The following is a 16,978-nucleotide window of genomic DNA, read 5'->3' as shown; positions in this document are numbered from 1 at the left end:
TCGGGTCAGGTGGCCGTGTAGCCGAGTTGGCGCCGCATGTACGGGGTCATGAGGGTCTTCGCCTTGGCCAGTACGGAGGTGCGGCCGCCCAGCACCGCGCTCTCGCCGCCCGGCACCGGCAGCAGGGTCAGTCCGTCGGCCGGGCCGAACGGCACGATCAGCGGGGTGCGCTGGATCGGCCGGTAGAGGCGGGGCTCCCTGCGGTGCCTGCCCGAACTGTGCAGCTGCATGCGGATGTTGTGGGCGGCGAGGTCGGCCTGGGCGAGCGCGGCGGGGGTGATCTTGAGCTCGGTGGCGTCGTTGACGTCGCCGACCGCGAACACGTCCGGCCGGCCGCCGACCCTGAGTCTGCGGTCGACCTTGACATGGCCGCCGGCGTTCAGCCAGTCGCCGTGTCCGGCCAGGCGCAGCCAGAGCGTGTTGGGCGTGGTGCCCGTCGCCCAGAAGGAGACGTCGGCGGCGGTGACGTCGCCGTGTGCGTCGCGGTAGGTGCCGAAGTCGTTGCCGGGGGACATGAACGAGTCGAGGCGGACGTCCACGTCATGGGACTCCAGCCAGGCCAGCGCCTTGCGCCCGGCCCGCTCGCTGCCCGTGGAGTGCAGCAGGGCGGGCCCGGAGTGGGCGAGCGTGACCCGGGCGTCCGGCCGGGCCAGGCGTATCTCCGCGGCGAGTTCGACGCCGGAGGGGCCGCCGCCGACGACCAGGATGTGGCCGGCGGCGGCGATCTTGCGCTGGTGACCGGCGAACGACTTGATCGTCTGTTCGGTGGTGGTGCCCGTGAACCGGGCCGGTTCGGGATAGTCGGCACCGGTGGCGATCACGACCACGTCGTAGGGGAGCCGCTCGCCCGTGGCGAGGACGACCTGCCGCTCGTCGGTGTCGATACGGGTGACCTTGCCGACCACCATCCGTCCCTCGTGCAGGAGTCGGTCGTAGGGGATGAAGGGGGTCATCGACCACTCGGGGCGCACCCCGGCGCGGAGGGAGGCGATACGGTGGAAGAAGACCTCTTTGCGGTCCACCAGCGTGACCCGTGCGGTCGCGTCCAGCCGTTTCGCCAGCCGGACGCCCGCGTAGCCGCCACCGATCACCACTACGTCGCCGTCGCGCACGCGCGTCTCCTGTGCATGGGGGGAAGGCGAGCGGCACGGCGCGTGGGGCGCCTCGGCCACTCGAACTGGCGACGAGCGTAGCGCTTGAATTCTCAAGTTTGCGTGGAACTTTGTGGACGTTCCGTGAAGCACTGCGTGTTGGCAGGTGTCACCAGCTTCTCAGGCTCGCGTTGGCGGCGGCCGTCACGACGCGGTCGCGTTCGGTCGAGGTGAACAGGCCCGATGAGAGCCAGGCGTCGGCCAGGGCGCGGACCGCGTCGACGAAGCGGGCGGAGGCCGTGAACGGCGCCTGCGCCCACAGGACGTCGAGGAAGGTGAGGCCGTCGCCGCGGGCGCGGTTCGGCACGCCCGAGTCGGTCGCGCCGAAGACGACGACGGGCTCCGTGCGCTTGAAGTAGGCGTGGTAGCGGGTGTCGTCGGCGATGTGGAAGGGGGCCAGGGTCAGGCCGTGGGTGGTGAAGTGGTGCGGGCGGCCCTCGGGGCGGATCGGGTCGGCCAGGTCGCCGCGCAGCGTGAAGTCCTTGTAGAAGGAGAACGCCCGCAGGCTGGTCGCCGGGCTCTGCGCGACCAGCAGGATCGGTCCGTGGAACAGCGACTGGACGGTCGGATCGTCCAGGGCCCTCTCGATGCGCAGGCGGTAGGGGGCGGACACCGTGACCCGGTCGCCGGGCTGCCAGGTCCGGCTCAGGGTGAGGTAGCTGCCGGGCACCGCCCGCGCCTGTTGGCGGACTCCGTTGACGGTGACAGTGAAACCGGCCGTGGCCCAGGACGGGACGCGCAGCTTCAGGTCCAGGCTGCCGCCGCCCTCACGGAACGTCAGGGTGCGGACGCCTTCGGTCGGGTAGGCGCTGCTCTGCTCGACGACGAGGCCCCGCTCGGGCCAGCGCAGCGTCGAGGCGAGGTAGAGGTTGACGTACAGCGCGCCGCCGTCGGCGGAGCGGAAGTACACCGAGTCCTGGTACTTGGTGTGGTTCTCCATGCCGGTGCCGCCGCAGCAGGTGCCGGTGTTGTCGTACCCGCGCACCACTCCCGGGCCCATGCCGACGAAGTAGGTGACCTCCGGACTGGTCGTGCTGGCCGCGTCCCGGCGGGAGGCCAGGATGTGGTTGGTCAGGCCGCGTTCGCAGTGATCCAGGTAGGCGGCGTCCGGCTGGTGGAAGAACAGCTGCCGGCTCAGTTTGAGCAGGTTGTACGTGGCGCACGTCTCTGCGTTGTTGTCGCCCAGGGTGGCCGCGATGGCGCCGCGGGCGCGGAACATCTCGCCCTGGCCCGTGCCGCCCAGGCTGTAGGTGCGGGGGCCCGCGACCATGCCCCAGAAGTTGCGGGCCGCCGCCGCGTACCGCTCGTCCCCCGTGTGGTCGAACAACCGCAGATAGCCCGTGAACTGGGGAATGTGCTGGTTGGCGTGCCGGCCGTCCAGGATGTCCCGGTCGTCGGCGCAGGCGTCCAGCAGCGCGGTGTTGTCGAAGCAGCGGGCGGCGGCGAGGTGCTCCGGCCGTCCGGTGAGGGCGTACAGGTCGGCCAGCACCTCGTTCATCCCGCCGTACTCGCCGGCGATGTAGATCGACCACATGCGTTCCAACTGCGCCTTGGGCAGCCGGCCGAGTCTGCTGTGCACCCAGTCGCCCATCTTCGACGCGATGGCGAGGGCCTGCGCGTTCCCGGCCAGGGCGTGCGCGTCGAGAAGACCGCGCATGATCTTGTGGCAGGTGTAGTAGGGCGCCCAGATGGTGGGGTAGGTCGTGTAGCTCTCCAGCAGGATGAACTGGGTTTCGGGGTAGGCCGCCAGATAGCCGGGGTGGCTGGGCTTCGGCGTGCCGTGGTCCGCGAACGCCTGCTGGCAGAGCGCGAGTTCGGCGACCAGGTAGTCGAGCTTGGTCTTGAGGGCGGCCTCGCGGGTGTCGGCGTACGCCTGGGCGACGAGGGTCAGGAAGTGTCCGGCGTAGTGGCCGCGCAGATTGCCGTCGGCGGTCTCCCAGCCGCCGGGCGGCCGGGCGCCGCGGGTGTCGAGCCCCGCGTTGGTGCGGAAGACGGCCAGGATGCGGTCGGCCGGGTAGGCGCGGGCGTAGCCGAGCATCAGGTCGCGCTTGCGGCGGAACACGCCGTCGCCGAGGGCGACTTGGTCGAGGGCGAAGGGCTGTACCGCCCAGCTGGGGGGGACCGCTGCCGCCGGGGCGGGGGCCGCCAACTCGGAGGCGGCTCGCTCGCAGGCGGCTCGCTCGGAGGCCGGTCGCCCGGGGGTCGCTTGCTCGGGGGTAGCGGCTCGCGCCTCGGGGGCGGTGGCGAGTGGGCCGACGGCGGCGGCGCCGCCTGCGGCAAGTTTCAACGCCCTGCGACGGGTGGGGGGTTGGGACATATCTCGGACTCCGATCATCGGTCGTCGGTGTTCCCCGGCCGTGCGTCGTGCGTCGGCAGCCACACCCTCATCGTCGAGGGCCCGCGGTTCGCCCAGGAGTGGTACGGGACCAGGACGATCCCCGCGCGCCCGGCGGCCGACGGACCGGCGGGCGCGTCGAGCGGGCGGTACGGCCAGGGTGCGTCGGACTGTGCGTCGTCACCGGTGACGTCCCCGTCGACCACGACGGTGCCGCCCGGCCCGTCCTGCGGTGCGGTGGACGGATCCACCCGGACGACGTCGACCTCGTGGCCGTCCGGAAGGTCCACGGACTCGGCGCAGTACACCAGGGGCCCGCGCTCGACGGCAAGGGTGCCTCGTACGGCGTCGATGCGCGGGTCGGGCGCGGTCCAGCGCGGCCCCACCGGCAGGTCGAGGCGGATCTCGTCGCCGGGGCGGAAGACCTGGGTGACGGTGGCCGTCCCGGGGGCCGCGGCCCGGCGCGATCCGTCGGGGACGGTGAGCCACGCGGCGCCGCCACGCGTCCAGTCGGGGACGCGCAGGGACAGGGTCCACGGGTGGTCCGGGGTGCGGTCCACGCGTACGGTGACGCTCCCGCCGTAGGGGTAGTCGGTGCGCACGCTCAAGGCGAGGCCGCCGGTGGCGATCTCCGCGTCGGCGTACTGGTGCAGTTGGACGCCGTGGTCGTCCGCCGTCGCCAGATAGGCGGGCAGGAGGGCGAGGGTGCGGGCCACGTTGGTGGGGCAGCAGGACACCGCGAACCAGGGGGCGCGCAGGCTCGACTCGGCGCGCGGGCTCTCGGCGTCCGCGAGCGGCACGGCGCCGCGGCGGCGCCGGTGCAGGGTGTTGGCGTAGAAGAAGGACCGGCCGTCCTCGGACGGGGAGGTCGCGACCACGTTGAACAGGGTGCGTTCGGCGAGGTCGGCGTAGCGCGGGTCGCCGGTGGCGAGCAGCAGCCGCCAGCTCAGCATGACGGAGGCGACCGCGGCGCAGGTCTCCGAGTAGGCGCGGTCGGGCGGCAGGACGAAGTCGTCGCCGAAGGCCTCGTCCCGGTGGTGCGAGCCCATGCCGCCGGTCAGATGGGTGCGCCGGGCGACCGTGGCCTCCCACTGTCGTTCGAGGGCGGCGAGCAGGTCGTCGTCCCCGGTCTCCACGGCCACGTCGACGGCGCCGGCCGCGAGGTAGAGGGCGCGCACGGCGTGGCCGCGGAACACGGTGGCCTGCCGGATCGGGAGGTCGTCCTGGTAGTAGACGCGGCCGAACTCGCCGTCGGCGAGGGTGCGATGGCCTCGGCGGTCGACGAAGAGCCGCGCCTGGTCGAGGTAGCGCTGCTCCCCGGTCGCCCGGGCCAGTTCGACGAGGGCCGGTTCGATCACCGGGTGTCCGCAGACGCGCTCGATGCCGCCCGGGCCGAACGTGGCGCACACATGGTCGGCGGCCCGCCGGGCGATCTTCGCCAGCTCTCCGGCGCCCTCGGCGCGGAGCTGGGCGACGCCCGCCTGGATCAAGTGGCCGTAGCAGTAGAGCTCGTGACCCCATTCGAGGTCCTGGTAGCGGGCCTGCTGGCCCGGTCGGTCGAAGGCGGTGTTGAGATAGCCGTCGGGTTCCTGGGCGGGGGCGATCGTCTCCGTGATCGCGTCGAGCGCGGTGCCGTGTCCGCCCTCCCAGGCCATGGCTTCGAGCAGCTTGTAGACGTCCGAGTCGGCGAACTCCCGCCCCCGCCGGTCGTGTGGGACGCGTCCCTCGACGGCGGCCCGGAAGTTGCCGATCCAGCCGACGCGTTCCATCCAGTCACGGCAGTGGTCGAGGGTCGCGGTGGCGTTGGTGTGCCGGCGCCGGGCCCAGAACCCTCCGGTGATCCGGACCTCGTCGAGCCCGAGCGGCCGGAGCCGGCCCCGGCCGGGGGCGACCGGCACGACGGATGAGACAGCGGACACGGATGAGGTGGGTGAGATAGGTGAGGTGGGTGAGATAGGTGATGTGGGTGAGACGGTTGAGCCCACGGTGTTCTCCTTCACGCTTCATCCCTTCAGGGCGCCCGACATGAAGCCCCGCACGTAGTGCCGTTGCAGCAGCAGGAAGAGGAGCAGGCAGGGCACGGCGAGGACCACCACCCCGGCTTCGGTGGCGCCGTAGTCGACGGCGCCCATGCTCTGTTGTCGCAGGTTCGCGACGGCCAGCGGCAGGGGCGCCTTCGCGCTGTCCGAGATGAGGATCAGAGGCGCGATGAAGTCGTTCCAGGCCGCGAGGAACGCGAACAGCCCCACTGTGATCAGCCCTGGCCGCACGGCCGGCAGCAGGACCTTGCGCAGCGCGCCCGCGGTGCCGCAGCCGTCGACGAGCGCGGACTCCTCCAGTTCGCGCGGCACCGCCTCGAACGAGATCCGCATCATGAAGGTGGCGAACGGGAGTTGGAACATCGTCAGCACCAGGCTCAGCCCGAACAGCGAGTTCTGCAGGTGCAGTCTGCCGAGCAGTACATAGAGCGGGATGAGCAGGGTGGCGTAGGGGACCATGAGGATGGCCAGGGTGAGCAGGAACAGCAGGTTCTTGCCCGGGAAGCGGAAGCGGGCGAAGGCGTAGCCGCCGAGCAGGGACACGCCGAGGGTGAGGGTCACGGTGAGCGCGGAGACCAGGGTGCTGTTGCCGAGGTAGCGCCACAGCCCGGCGTCGTAGTCGAGCAGCGTCCGGTAGTTGCCGAGGCCGTAACCGGTTTCCTGCGCGGTGCCGGGCTGGGCGCTGACCGATGCCCAGGCGTTCCAGACCAGGGGAAACAGGAAGATGACGGCCAGTCCTCCGGCGACGACGTAGTGGGGCGTCCGGCCGAGGGCTCGGGTGAGCACCGGTGACTCCTTTCCGCGAGAGGCGCGGGTCATGACTCGTCGGCGTGGCGCAGGCCGCGGAACTGCGCGGCGTTGAGCAGCAGCAGCGCGGCGAGCACGAGGATCGACAGGGCGGCCGCGGTGCCGAGGTTCAGCCGCTGGAACGCCTCGCGGTAGATCAACTGCACGACGGTGACGGTGCTGTTGTCCGGTCCGCCCTTGGTGAGGACGAAGAACTGGTCGAAGGCGAGCAGCGATCCGGTGACGCAGAGCAGCAGGGACAGCGCGAGCGAGGGACGCAGCAGCGGCAAGGTGATGGAGCGGAAGGTCTGGCCTCTGCTCGCGCCGTCCATCCGGGCTGCCTCGTACACCTCGTGCGGGATGCGCTGGAGGCCGACGAGCAGGATCAGCATGTAGAAACCGGCGAACTTCCACACGATGAGGAACACCGTCGACAGCAGGGCGGAGGTCGGGGTGCCGAGGAAGGACACCGGGTCGTCGACCAGGCCGAGCTTCTCCAGGATGCTGCTGAGCGGCCCGGTGGTGGGGCTGTACAGGCCCCAGAAGAGCAGGGAGGCGGAGGCGAGGCCGAGGGCGCCGGGCAGGAAGTAGACCGTGCGGAAGAACCCGGCGCCCGGACGGGACTCCTGCACGAGCAGGGCGAGGAGCAGCGCCAGGCCGAGCAGGACGACCGTGACGATGGCGGTGTAGAGGAGCGTGAAGCGGACGGCGGGCCAGAACAGGGTGCTGTCGGTGACGTCGGTGTAGTTCTCGGGCGCGTTGGCGCCCTGGTCGCCCGCGAGCAGCGGCCAGTCGCTGAGCGACATCTGTCCGACGAGGAGGAGGGGCAGCAGGAAGAAGACGGCGACGAACAGGGCCGTGGGGGCGGCGTAGCCGAGGCCCTGGAGCGTGCGGGAGGACCGCACTTCAGTCGGCCAGCGAGGCGGTGACCGCCTTGTTGTCCTTCTCGACCGACGTCCCGTCGCCGAAGACGGCGTCACGCATCATGGACAGCCAGGGTCCGTTGGGGTCGTTGAAGGTCTGGCCGAATTTGAGGGCGTAGGGGGTGCGGCCGTCCGCCACGAGCTGGTTGACGGCGACCAGGCGTGGGTCCTCGGCCGAGTACTTGTTGGCGGCGAGGTCGGTGCGGGCCACGACGTCCTTGTGCGCGGCGACCACGTCGACCTGTGCCTCGTCGCCCAGTGACCAGGCGAGGAAGTTCCAGGCCTGGTCGGCCGACTTGCTGGTGGCCGCGACGCCGATGGCGTCGCCGCCCACGAAGGTGGACCTGCCGCCGTCGGGGCCGGGGATGGGCGCGACGCCGAGGTCCAGATTCTCGGGCATCAGGCCCAGGGTGGTCGACGGCATGGGCATGATGCCGACCTTGCCCTTGGGGAAGACGCCGGTCCAGGTGGCGCCCGTCTCGTCGCGGGCGCCGGGGGCCACGACGTCGTCCTTCACCCAACCCCGGTAGGTGTCGTAGACCTTCTTCGCGGTGGCGGAGTCGAGGTCGGCCGCGGTGCCCTCCTCGTTCAGCACCTCCGCTCCCCCGGCCCAGATGGACGGCCACCAGGTGAAGACGCCGCAGCCGCCGCAGTTTCCGCCGAAGAAGGTGCCGTCGACTCCGCCGCCGAGCGCGTCCACGGCCCGCGCCTGTCGGTCCCATTCGGCGAGGGTGGTCGGCGGCTTCTCGGGGTCGAGCTTCGCCTTGCGGTAGAGGTCCTTGTTGTAGAAGAGGACGGACAGGTCGAGGGTGTGCGGGACGACGTACTTCTTGCCCTCGTGGGTGCCGGCCTTGATGTGCGACTGGGCCAGTCGGTCGGCGAAGGGCAGGGCGTCGATGCGCTCGGTGAGGTCGGCGAAGAGACCGCTGGTGGTGTAGTTCGGCACGAACACCACGTCGGAGGCGAAGAGGTCGGGAAGATCGCCGGAGCCGGCGGCCGCGCCGACCTTGGCCTGGTAGTCGTCGGTGGGGATGACGGTCAGTTCGATCTTGTTCTTGTGGCCCGCGTTGTAGGCCTTGACCAGAGCCTCGCTCTGCGGCCGGGTCGCCGCCCGGGTCCACATCGTCAACGTGGCGCCGTCGTCGACGCCCGTCGCGTCCGCCGGGCTGCCCGCTCCCCCGCCTCCCCCGGTTTTCGAGCCGCCGTCCGAGCCGCCGTCCCCCGACCCGCAGGCCGTCATCAGACTTGCGGCGGTGAGGAGCGCGACGACGCCGGTGGCGAGCCGGCGCAAGGGTCTACGTGGTCCGGTCGTGCTCCCCATGACGATCCCCCTAGCGTGGGTTCTGCGACGGAAAGGAACCGAAAAGGCTTTCTGAAAGCTAGGACTCGGCTGACAGGGCGTCAATCCCCTTGCAAGGAACGGGTGTACGGGTTCCGGGTTCGGGTTGCGGGTTCCCTTCGCCAGGGCTTCGGCGAAACCTGTGAAAGCGACGGCGTCGCACCGGCGCCGAAACATTTCGCGTACGGTTCAGGCAGGCGACGTGAGACAGGAGACCATCCATGACACCGGCCGCCGGCCCCTCTCGTGCGCATCCCGCCACCCTCAGCGACGTCGCCCGGCTGGCCGGCGTGTCCATCGCGACCGCCTCCAAGGCCCTCAACGGCCGCAGTCAGGTGCGCGCCGAGACCCGCCAGCGGGTGATCGAGGCGGCCGAGCGGCTGGCCTTCCGGCCGAACCAGCTGGCGCGCGGACTGCTCGTCGGGCGGTCGGGCACGGTCGGTCTGCTCACCAGCGACCTGGAGGGCCGGTTCAGCATCCCGATCCTCATGGGCGCCGAGGACGCCTTCGGCGCGGGCGAGGTCGCGGTCTTCCTGTGCGACGCGCGCGGCGACGCGATCCGCGAGCAGCACCATGTCCGCGCGCTGCTCGGACGCCGGGTCGACGGACTCATCGTGGTCGGCAGCCGCACCGACCCGCGTCCCTCCCTGGGCCGTGAACTGCCCGTCCCCGTCGTCTACGCCTACGCGCCGTCGGACGATCCGGCGGATCTGTCCATCGTCCCCGACAGCGTCGACGCCGGCCGGATCGCCGTGGAGCACCTGCTGGCCTGCGGCCGGACCCGGATCGCGCACATCACCGGCGACCCCGGGTACCTCGCGGCGCAGGAGCGGGCCGAGGGCGCGGCGGCCGCGCTCGCCGACGCCGGTCTCGCCCTGGTCGGCGAACCGCGGTTCGGGGCCTGGTCGGAGGGGTGGGGCCGGGCGGCCACCGCGCTGCTGCTCGACCGGCACCCGGACGTCGACGCGGTGCTGTGCGGCAGCGACCAGATAGCCCGCGGGGTGATGGACGTGCTGCGCGAGCGCGGGCACCGGGTGCCGGAGGACGTGGCGGTCATGGGCTTCGACAACTGGCAGGTCCTGACCGCCGCCTCGCGCCCGCCGCTGACGAGCGTCGACATGAACCTGGAGCAGGTCGGGCGCGCGGCCGCGCACGCCTTGTTCACGGCGATCGGCGGAGCACGGCGCTCGGGGATCGAGACGGTGCGCTGCCGGGTGATCATCAGGGGCTCGACGGCGCCGCTGTCCTGAAGCGAACGCTGTGTCGCTGCGAACCCTGTCGTGAGGCGAACGCTGTCTTGATGCGAACCCTGTGTCGATGCGAACGCTGTCTTGATGCAAACGCCGGTCGCCCACAGGTCTCTTGACACTGCATCAGCTCGCTTCTACGTTGCGAAAACCTTTTAGGTGCCCTTTCCGTGCCTCTCGTCACCCCCACTCAGGGAGCCTTCGATGAGAAGACCGCACGCCTTGTTCGTCGCCCTGGTGCTGATGCTCACCTCGCTGCTCGCCGCGCCGTCGGCGCATGCCGCGCAGACCATCGGGTTCCCCACCTTCACCGGCCCCGCCGTCCCGTCCCCGCCCGTCGCCTACACGCCCGGCGACATGATGCGGAGCATCTACGACGCGGAGAGTTCGGGAACCGATTTCTGGATGGACCGGCTGCTGGCCCGCACCGGCGACGACCCGGCCGGGCCCTGGCTGATGAGCCGGGGGCGCGCCGTCTTCATGAAGACCCACAACCCCGCGGTGCTCGGTTTCGGCGGTCAGGTCGCCTACTGGGAGAGCATCAGCAACAACAACGCCTACACGGTCGGGATCACCCCGGGCACTTTCACCGAACAGGTCGCGCAGCGCCGGCAGGTGCCCAGTCACTGGCAGAGCGTCCACACCAGCGGCTCGATCACGGTCACCCAGACCAAGTTCATCACCGACAACAACGTGGCCGTGACCAACCTGTCGATCAAGAACAACGGCACCGGCTCCAGCACGCTGCAACTGCGGGCGACCTCGCCGTACGCCACCTCCGGCACCGGCAGTGAGCTGACCGGCCAGGTGAACGCCTACAACAACCTGACCACCATCCGGCCGAGGCTCACCGGCGACGGCTTCAGCGTCTCGACCGGCGGCCTGAACCGCTCCGTGACGGTCGCGGCCGGAGCGACCGTGACGGCCAAGGTGGTGATGGGCTTCGTCACGGACGAGATCCCCGAGTCGCTCACCGAGTACAACGCCTACGCCGGCTACTCGAACGCGACCGCCTTCGCGACGCATGTCAGGGCCTACAACCTGTGGTGGGCGCAGAACGTGCCCTACATCGACGTACCCGAACCGGCGATCAAGAAGAACGTCTACTACCGCTGGTGGCTGATGCGCTTCAACAACCTCGACGCCGACATCCCCGGGCAGACCTTCCAGTTCCCGACGTCCACCGAGGGCGTCCTCGGCTACAACAACGCGATCGCGCTCACCCAGCCGATGCACATCGACGACCTGAAGTATCTGCGCAACCCGGCCTACGCGTACGGGGATTGGCTCAGTGCCGGTCAGACGTCGAAGGGCGGGCGCTTCCTCGACAACCCGGGTGACCCGGAGAACTGGTCCAACAGCTACACCCAGTACATCGCCGAAGCAGCCTGGAAGAGCTATCAGATCCACGGCGGACAGCCCGCGATCGCCGGCAACCTCGCCCGCTACGCGGAGGGCGACGTCAAGGGCCAGCTCGCCTACTACGACCACGACAACAACAAGCTCATCGAGTACGACTGGGGCGCGCTGACCGGCAACGACGCCGACGCGGTCTCCTTCCACTGGAAGCCCGGCAACATGGACCGCGCGGAGTCCGCCTACCAGTACAGCGGCGCGCTGGCCGCCGCGCAGGCCTACGACGCGATCGGCAACACGGCCAAGGCGACCGAGATGCGGACCCTCGCGACGCAGATCAAGGACGCCATCGTCAACGTGCTGTGGAACCCCAACCGGCAGCTGTTCGAGCACCGGTTGAAGTCGACGAACGAGTGGGTGCCCTGGAAGGAGATCAACAACTACTACCCGTTCGCCGTCGGCGCGATCCCCAACACCACCGCGTACAAGCAGGCGTTGAGGCTCTACGACGACCCGGCCCAGTACCCCGTCTTCCCCTTCTACACGGCCAACCAGGTCGACAAGCAGGCGGCGGCCGACGCCGGTGAACCGGGCTCCAACAACTTCTCGACGATCAACTCGACCGTCCAATTCCGGCTGTACTCCTCGGTGTTGCGCAACTACCCCAACTCGTGGATGAACGCGACGGACTACAAGAAGCTTCTGTACTGGAACACCTGGGCGCAGTACGTCGGTGGCAACACCCAGTGGCCGGACGCCAACGAGTTCTGGGCCGACTGGAACGGCAGCAGCATCAACTACCGGTCCTGGATCCACCACAACATCCTCGGTAGCAGCAACTGGACGGTGATCGAGGACGTCGCGGGCCTGCGGCCGCGCAGTGACGCCAAGGTGGAGGTCTCCCCGATCGACATCGGCTGGAGCCACTTCACCGTCAACAACCTCCGCTACCGCAACGCCGACCTGAGCATCGTCTGGGACGACCCGGCCGACGGAGTGGTCCGTTACCCCGGTGTCCCGGAGGGCTACTCGATCTACGTCAACGGCAACCGGGCCGCCACCGTCAACTCACTGGTGCCCTTCACCTGGGACCCGGCCACCGGTGCCGTCACCACGAGCGGCACGGTCACCTACAACACGGCGGTCGCCGGACTCCAGGCACCCAACCAGGTCGTCCAGAACAGCCCCCGTATGGTCGACATGCTGGCCAAGGCGGGCGTCGACCTCACGGCCGACCTGACCAACATCGCCTCCGGAGCGACGACTTCGGCCTCCTACACCGGCTCCGGCAGCTCGGTCTCGGGCGCGACCGACGGCTATCCGACCAACGAGCCCTTCTGGGGCGCCGGTGGCTCCGCCAACAGCCAGGACTGGTACGAGCTGAACTTCGGAGCGACCCGCACGCTGAACGAGGTGCGGCTGTACTTCAAGGACAGCCGCCCGGCCAGTACGACCTACCGGGCGCCGACCGCGTACACCATCCAGTACTACGACGGCAGTTCGTGGGTGAACGCCCCGAGCCAGACCAAGACCCCGGCCGCTCCACGCGCCAACTACAACCTGGTGCAGTTCCCGGCGATCACCGCCCAGCGCATCCGGGTCCTGGCCACCAACGCCTCCGGCGCGAAAGCGGGCCTGACAGAGGTCAAGGTGTTCAACCGAGGCGGAGTCCAGCCACCGCAACCACCCGCCAACCAGGCGACGTCCGCCACACCGTCCGCGTCGTACACCTCCGCCTGGGAGAGCGTCGCCGCGATCAACGACGGCATCGACCCGCCCTCCTCCAACGACACGGTGAACCCGCGCTGGGGGACCTGGCCGGAGACCGGTCAGCAGTGGGCCGAGCTGACCTGGCCGGCCGCGAAGACCCTGAACAAGGCCGAGGTGTACTTCTTCGACGACGACCAGGGCATCGACATGCCGTCCGCGTGGAAGCTCCAGTACTGGAACGGCAGCGCCTACGTCGACGTGCCCGGCGCGAGCGGCTACCCGCTGGCGAAGAACCAGTACAACACCGTCGGCTTCACCGCCACGAGCACCACCCGACTACGGGTGCTGCTCACCGGCAACGGCGCCAACTCCGTCGGCCTCCTCGAAGCAAAGGTGTACGGACCGTGACCCGTTCCAGATGCCTGTCCGCACTCGTCGCCCTGCTCACCGTGGCGGTCGCGTTCCTCGTGGCGCCGCCCGCCTCCGCCGCCGTCGCGTTCACCTCGACGGGCGTGAACCAGAACGGCGGCAACTGCCTGGACCTGCCGGGTAGTTCGACGAGCAACGGGACTCAGCTGCGCGCCTTCACCTGCTCCTCGGGCGCGAACCAGAGCTTCGGCTACACCCTGGTGGCCGGGACGAGCGACACGTACACGATCACCCCGCAGTCAGGACAGTGCGTGGACGTCTACGGGGCGTCCACGGCCGACAACGCGGCGATCATCCAGTGGCCGTGCCACGGCGGCACGAACCAGCAGTGGCGGCTCGTTCCGGTGACGGTCTCCGGGACGGACAAGACCTTCAACCTGGTCTCCGTGAGCTCGGGCAAGTGCGTGACGCCGAGCGGCGGTTCCTCGGCGTCGGGCGCCAACCTGGTCCAACTGCCGTGCGCCACGGCAAGCGGCAGGGTGTGGCGGCTGCCCGCCTTCAGCGGCGGCGGCACGAGCCCGCACACGTTCACCAACCCGCTCTCCCAGCACGGCCCGGACCCCTGGCTCACCTACTACGACGGCTCCTACTACCTCGCGACGACGACCTGGAACTCGACGATCACCATGCGCAAGGCGAGCACCCTCGCGGGGCTGGCCACGGCGACCGACCAAGTGATCTTCAACCTGACCCGGCCGAACGGCGCGGGCACGATGTGGGCGCCGGAGTTCCATCTGCTCGACGGCCCGAACGGCAAGCGCTGGTACTTCTACTACACGGCCGGGCAGGAGCCGTCCAACCTGGGAACGCAGCGCATCCATGTGCTGGAGAGCGCCGGCCTCGACCCGATGGGCCCCTACTCCTTCAAGGCCGACCTGCTCGACCCGACCCAGGACAACACCTGGGAACTGGACCCGGGCATCCTGCAGTTGAACGGTCAGCTCTATCTGCTCGGCACGTTCTACAACGGCTCGCAGCCGATGTTCATCCGGCCGCTGTCGAACCCGTGGACCGCGAGCGGCACCCGCCGGATCCTGTCCACCCCGACCTACAGCTGGGAGACGGTCGGCGGCGCGGTCAACGAGGGCGCCGAGGTGCTTCAGCGCGGCGGCAAGACGTTCATCGTGTACTCGGCGAGCCACTGCTCCACGCCCGACTACAAGTTGGGGATGCTGACGTACAACGGGACCGGCGACCCGCTCAACTCCGCCTCCTGGGTCAAGTCACCGAACCCGGTCTTTCAGCGCTCCAACGCCAATGGCGTGTACGGCCCCGGTCACAACGGGTTCTTCAAGTCGCCCGACGGGACCGAGGACTGGATCGTCTACCACGCCAACAACTCCGCCTCCGGCGGCTGCGACATGAACCGCAGCACCAGGGCGCAGAAGTTCACCTGGAACGCCGACGGCACACCGAACTTCGGTACGCCGGTGGCTCCGGGCGTCACGCTGACGGCGCCGTCGGGCGAGTGACCGTCGGCTCGCCGCCTGTGACTCCGCAGACCGTCGGTTCGGGAACCGTCCCTTCCCGGACCGTCGGCTTGCGGATCAGGAGCAGTGCCGCGTCGTCGTGGAGCCGGCCGCCCACGTGGTCCAGCAGTTCCTCGTGGAGCGCGTCGAGGGTGCGGGAGGGCTCGGCGCAGGCGTGGCGGGCGAGTCCTTCGTGGAGCGGGTAGAAGGCGCGGCCCTGGTCGCGGGCCTCGGTGACCCCGTCGGTGTACAGCAGGAGCTGGTCGCCGTCGGCGAAGGGCAGCACATGCAGGTCGGGGGTGTGCCCGGTCAGGGCGCGCAGCCCGAGGGGCGGGGCCGGTTGGGTGGGCTCCACGGCCACGACCTCGCCCGCGGCCTGGACGAGCAGCGGGGGCGCGTGTCCGCAGTTCACCACTTCCAGGTGTCCCGTCCTCGGGTAGCCGGCGACGACGGCGGTGACGAAGTCGTCCGGGCCGAGGTTGCGGGCGAGGCTCCGCTCGATGCGGTCGACGACGGCGAGCAGATCGGGCTCGTCGTAGGCGGCCTCGCGGAAGACGCCGAGCACCAGTGCGGCGGTCCCCACGGCGGGCAGCCCCTTGCCGCGCACATCTCCGACGATCAGCCGGACGCCGTAGGGGGTGGGCAGCAGCGCGTAGAGATCCCCGCCGATCCTGGCCTCGGCGGCGGCCGCGCTGTAGCGGACGGCCACCTCGAAGGGGCCGACGGTCGCGGGGACGGGCTTGAGCAGCGCGTGCTGGGCGGCTTCGGCGACCGACCGGACTGCCGCGAGCACCCGTTCCCGGCGCGAGCGCAGCCCGGCGGCCAGGGCCCCGGCCACGGTGACGGCCGTCTGCGCGGCCAGGACGGCCGCCAGCTCGGGGCCGGGGGCGTCGTCCCGGACGCCGAGGGTCACGCCGAGTCCGGCGGCGAGGAGGCCTACGCAGAGGACGCCGCGCGGCCCGTTGGTGGCGGCGGCCAGCGCGGGGCCCGCCGCCAGCAGGGGCAGCCAGATCATGCCCGCTCCGCCGACGAGGTCGACGAGCACGACGAGGAAGACGATCAGAACGGGGAGGACGGGGAGCATCGGCAGGACGGCGCCTGCCACTCGGTGTCGGTACAGGTCGTGGTTCCGGGCCTGACTCATGCTTCGTCCGCAATCCTCATCTGTGCGCCGGGGCAATCCGAAATGTCCGTTTCATCTAGGAGACCGGATTACGTCGGGCCCTTACAAGGATCAGATTTTCAGATAGTGAACGATCATCCGGTGAGCGAAAGACCCCTGGTCACGCGGCCCGCGGTCGGGATCAGCCGGGCCCGGATCTGCTCCAGCCGGGGCAGCCGGTCCGCGGGCAGGGAGACGCCGAGCGAGCCGAGGGTGTCACCGCTGTAGACCGGGACGGCGACGCAGACCGTCCCGAGGGCGTACTCCTCCAGGTCGGTGACGGCCGGGGCCACGGGCGAGGTGTCCAGCTGCCGCAGCAGTGCGGGGGCGCTGGTGATGGTCTTCGGCGTGAGGTCGGGCAGGCGGTGCCGGGAGAGGTAGTCCTGGCGGGCCTCGTCGTCCAGTTCCCGCAGCACGCACTTGCCGAGGGCGGTGGCGTGCCCGGCGTCCTCGAACCCGACCCACAGGTCGACGCGGGGCGCCCGGGGGCCGTCGACGATCTCGGCGACGCGGATCTCGCCCTCCTCGTAGAAGGTGAGGTAGGCGGCGGTCGCGAACTCGTCGCGCAGCGCGGCGAGCGTCGGGCGGACCCGGCTGAGCAGCGACTGTCCGCGGCTCGTGGTGTGCAGTGACTGCAGCCGGTCGCCCAGGATGAACCCGCCGTCCTGGAGTTTGCGCAGGTAGCCGTCGTGGACCAGGGTCCGCAGCAGGTGGTAGGTGGTGGCCAGGGGCAGCCCGGTCTCCCGTGCCAGCTGTTTCGCCGGCGCGCCGTTGTCGTGCGCGCTCACCGCCTCCAGCAGCCGGAAGGCCCGCTGCACCGAGCTGATGAGCGTGGGGCCGTCCCGCGCACTCATAGGACCAGCGTGCGCCGTCCACCCGGCACAGGCAAGGCGGTGCCGGGCAGGGACGCCAGGACCGGGCAGAGTCGGCGGCGGGTGGACGGAGTCGGTGGCGGGGGGGGGGGGGGGGGGGCGCCCCCCCGGGGGGGGGGCGTGGGGGTGGGGCACCGGGGTTTAACAAAGCTGGGGCAGG

At 70.3% G+C, this 16,978-nt stretch carries 11 protein-coding genes; 3 read left to right on the top strand and 8 right to left on the bottom strand.

All coding sequences use genetic code 11. From position 1 onward, the window contains the following. Window positions 1-5 precede the first annotated feature (5 nt). The 6 genes from ACWCPF_RS35585 to ACWCPF_RS35560 form a co-directional block, all read right to left on the bottom strand. Window positions 6-1,112, bottom strand: coding sequence for an NAD(P)/FAD-dependent oxidoreductase (locus tag ACWCPF_RS35585; protein WP_451049241.1), 1,107 nt, complete (start codon window positions 1,110-1,112; stop codon window positions 6-8). 148 nt (window positions 1,113-1,260) lie between these two features. Beyond that, window positions 1,261-3,468, bottom strand: coding sequence for a beta-L-arabinofuranosidase domain-containing protein (locus ACWCPF_RS35580; RefSeq protein WP_451049240.1), 2,208 nt, complete (start codon window positions 3,466-3,468; stop codon window positions 1,261-1,263). A 14-nt stretch (window positions 3,469-3,482) separates the two neighbouring features. Next, a complete protein-coding gene (locus ACWCPF_RS35575) occupies window positions 3,483-5,405 on the bottom strand; it encodes a glycoside hydrolase family 127 protein (RefSeq protein ID WP_451049239.1) in 1,923 nt (640 codons plus the stop codon). An 84-nt stretch (window positions 5,406-5,489) separates the two neighbouring features. After that, window positions 5,490-6,311 carry a carbohydrate ABC transporter permease gene (locus tag ACWCPF_RS35570; RefSeq protein ID WP_451049238.1) on the bottom strand — a complete coding sequence of 274 codons (822 nt, stop codon included), beginning with the start codon at window positions 6,309-6,311 and terminating at the stop codon, window positions 5,490-5,492. A gap of 29 nt (window positions 6,312-6,340) precedes the next feature. After that, the gene (locus ACWCPF_RS35565; protein ID WP_451049237.1) at window positions 6,341-7,216 is read right to left on the bottom strand and encodes a carbohydrate ABC transporter permease; all 876 of its coding nucleotides are present in this window, start codon (window positions 7,214-7,216) and stop codon (window positions 6,341-6,343) included. A gap of 1 nt (window position 7,217) precedes the next feature. Next, window positions 7,218-8,555, bottom strand: coding sequence for an ABC transporter substrate-binding protein (locus ACWCPF_RS35560; protein WP_451049236.1), 1,338 nt, complete (start codon window positions 8,553-8,555; stop codon window positions 7,218-7,220). A gap of 239 nt (window positions 8,556-8,794) precedes the next feature. Between ACWCPF_RS35560 and ACWCPF_RS35555 the strand changes: the two genes are divergently transcribed. The 3 genes from ACWCPF_RS35555 (at window position 8,795) to ACWCPF_RS35545 (ending at window position 14,787) form a co-directional block, all read left to right on the top strand. Beyond that, window positions 8,795-9,823: a LacI family DNA-binding transcriptional regulator gene (locus ACWCPF_RS35555; RefSeq protein WP_451049235.1), complete on the top strand. Its 1,029-nt coding sequence runs from the start codon at window positions 8,795-8,797 to the stop codon at window positions 9,821-9,823. 201 nt (window positions 9,824-10,024) lie between these two features. Further along, window positions 10,025-13,294: a discoidin domain-containing protein gene (locus tag ACWCPF_RS35550; RefSeq protein WP_451049234.1), complete on the top strand. Its 3,270-nt coding sequence runs from the start codon at window positions 10,025-10,027 to the stop codon at window positions 13,292-13,294. After that, the gene (locus ACWCPF_RS35545; protein WP_451049233.1) at window positions 13,291-14,787 is read left to right on the top strand and encodes a family 43 glycosylhydrolase; all 1,497 of its coding nucleotides are present in this window, start codon (window positions 13,291-13,293) and stop codon (window positions 14,785-14,787) included. Before ACWCPF_RS35550 ends, ACWCPF_RS35545 begins: the two co-directional genes overlap by 4 nt. On the opposite strand, the gene ACWCPF_RS35540 is transcribed toward ACWCPF_RS35545, so the two are convergent. Together ACWCPF_RS35540 and ACWCPF_RS35535 are read right to left on the bottom strand one after the other, a co-directional pair. Continuing rightward, window positions 14,759-15,868: a PP2C family protein-serine/threonine phosphatase gene (locus tag ACWCPF_RS35540; protein WP_451049314.1), complete on the bottom strand. Its 1,110-nt coding sequence runs from the start codon at window positions 15,866-15,868 to the stop codon at window positions 14,759-14,761. The two genes, ACWCPF_RS35545 and ACWCPF_RS35540, sit on opposite strands and share 29 nt — an antisense overlap. A gap of 173 nt (window positions 15,869-16,041) precedes the next feature. Beyond that, the gene (locus ACWCPF_RS35535) at window positions 16,042-16,800 is read right to left on the bottom strand and encodes an IclR family transcriptional regulator (RefSeq protein WP_451049232.1); all 759 of its coding nucleotides are present in this window, start codon (window positions 16,798-16,800) and stop codon (window positions 16,042-16,044) included. Window positions 16,801-16,978 lie beyond the last annotated feature (178 nt).

The sequence above is a fragment of the Streptomyces sp. NPDC001858 genome (genome assembly GCF_053594615.1).
This window is presented reverse-complemented; position numbering and strand designations above follow the sequence as displayed.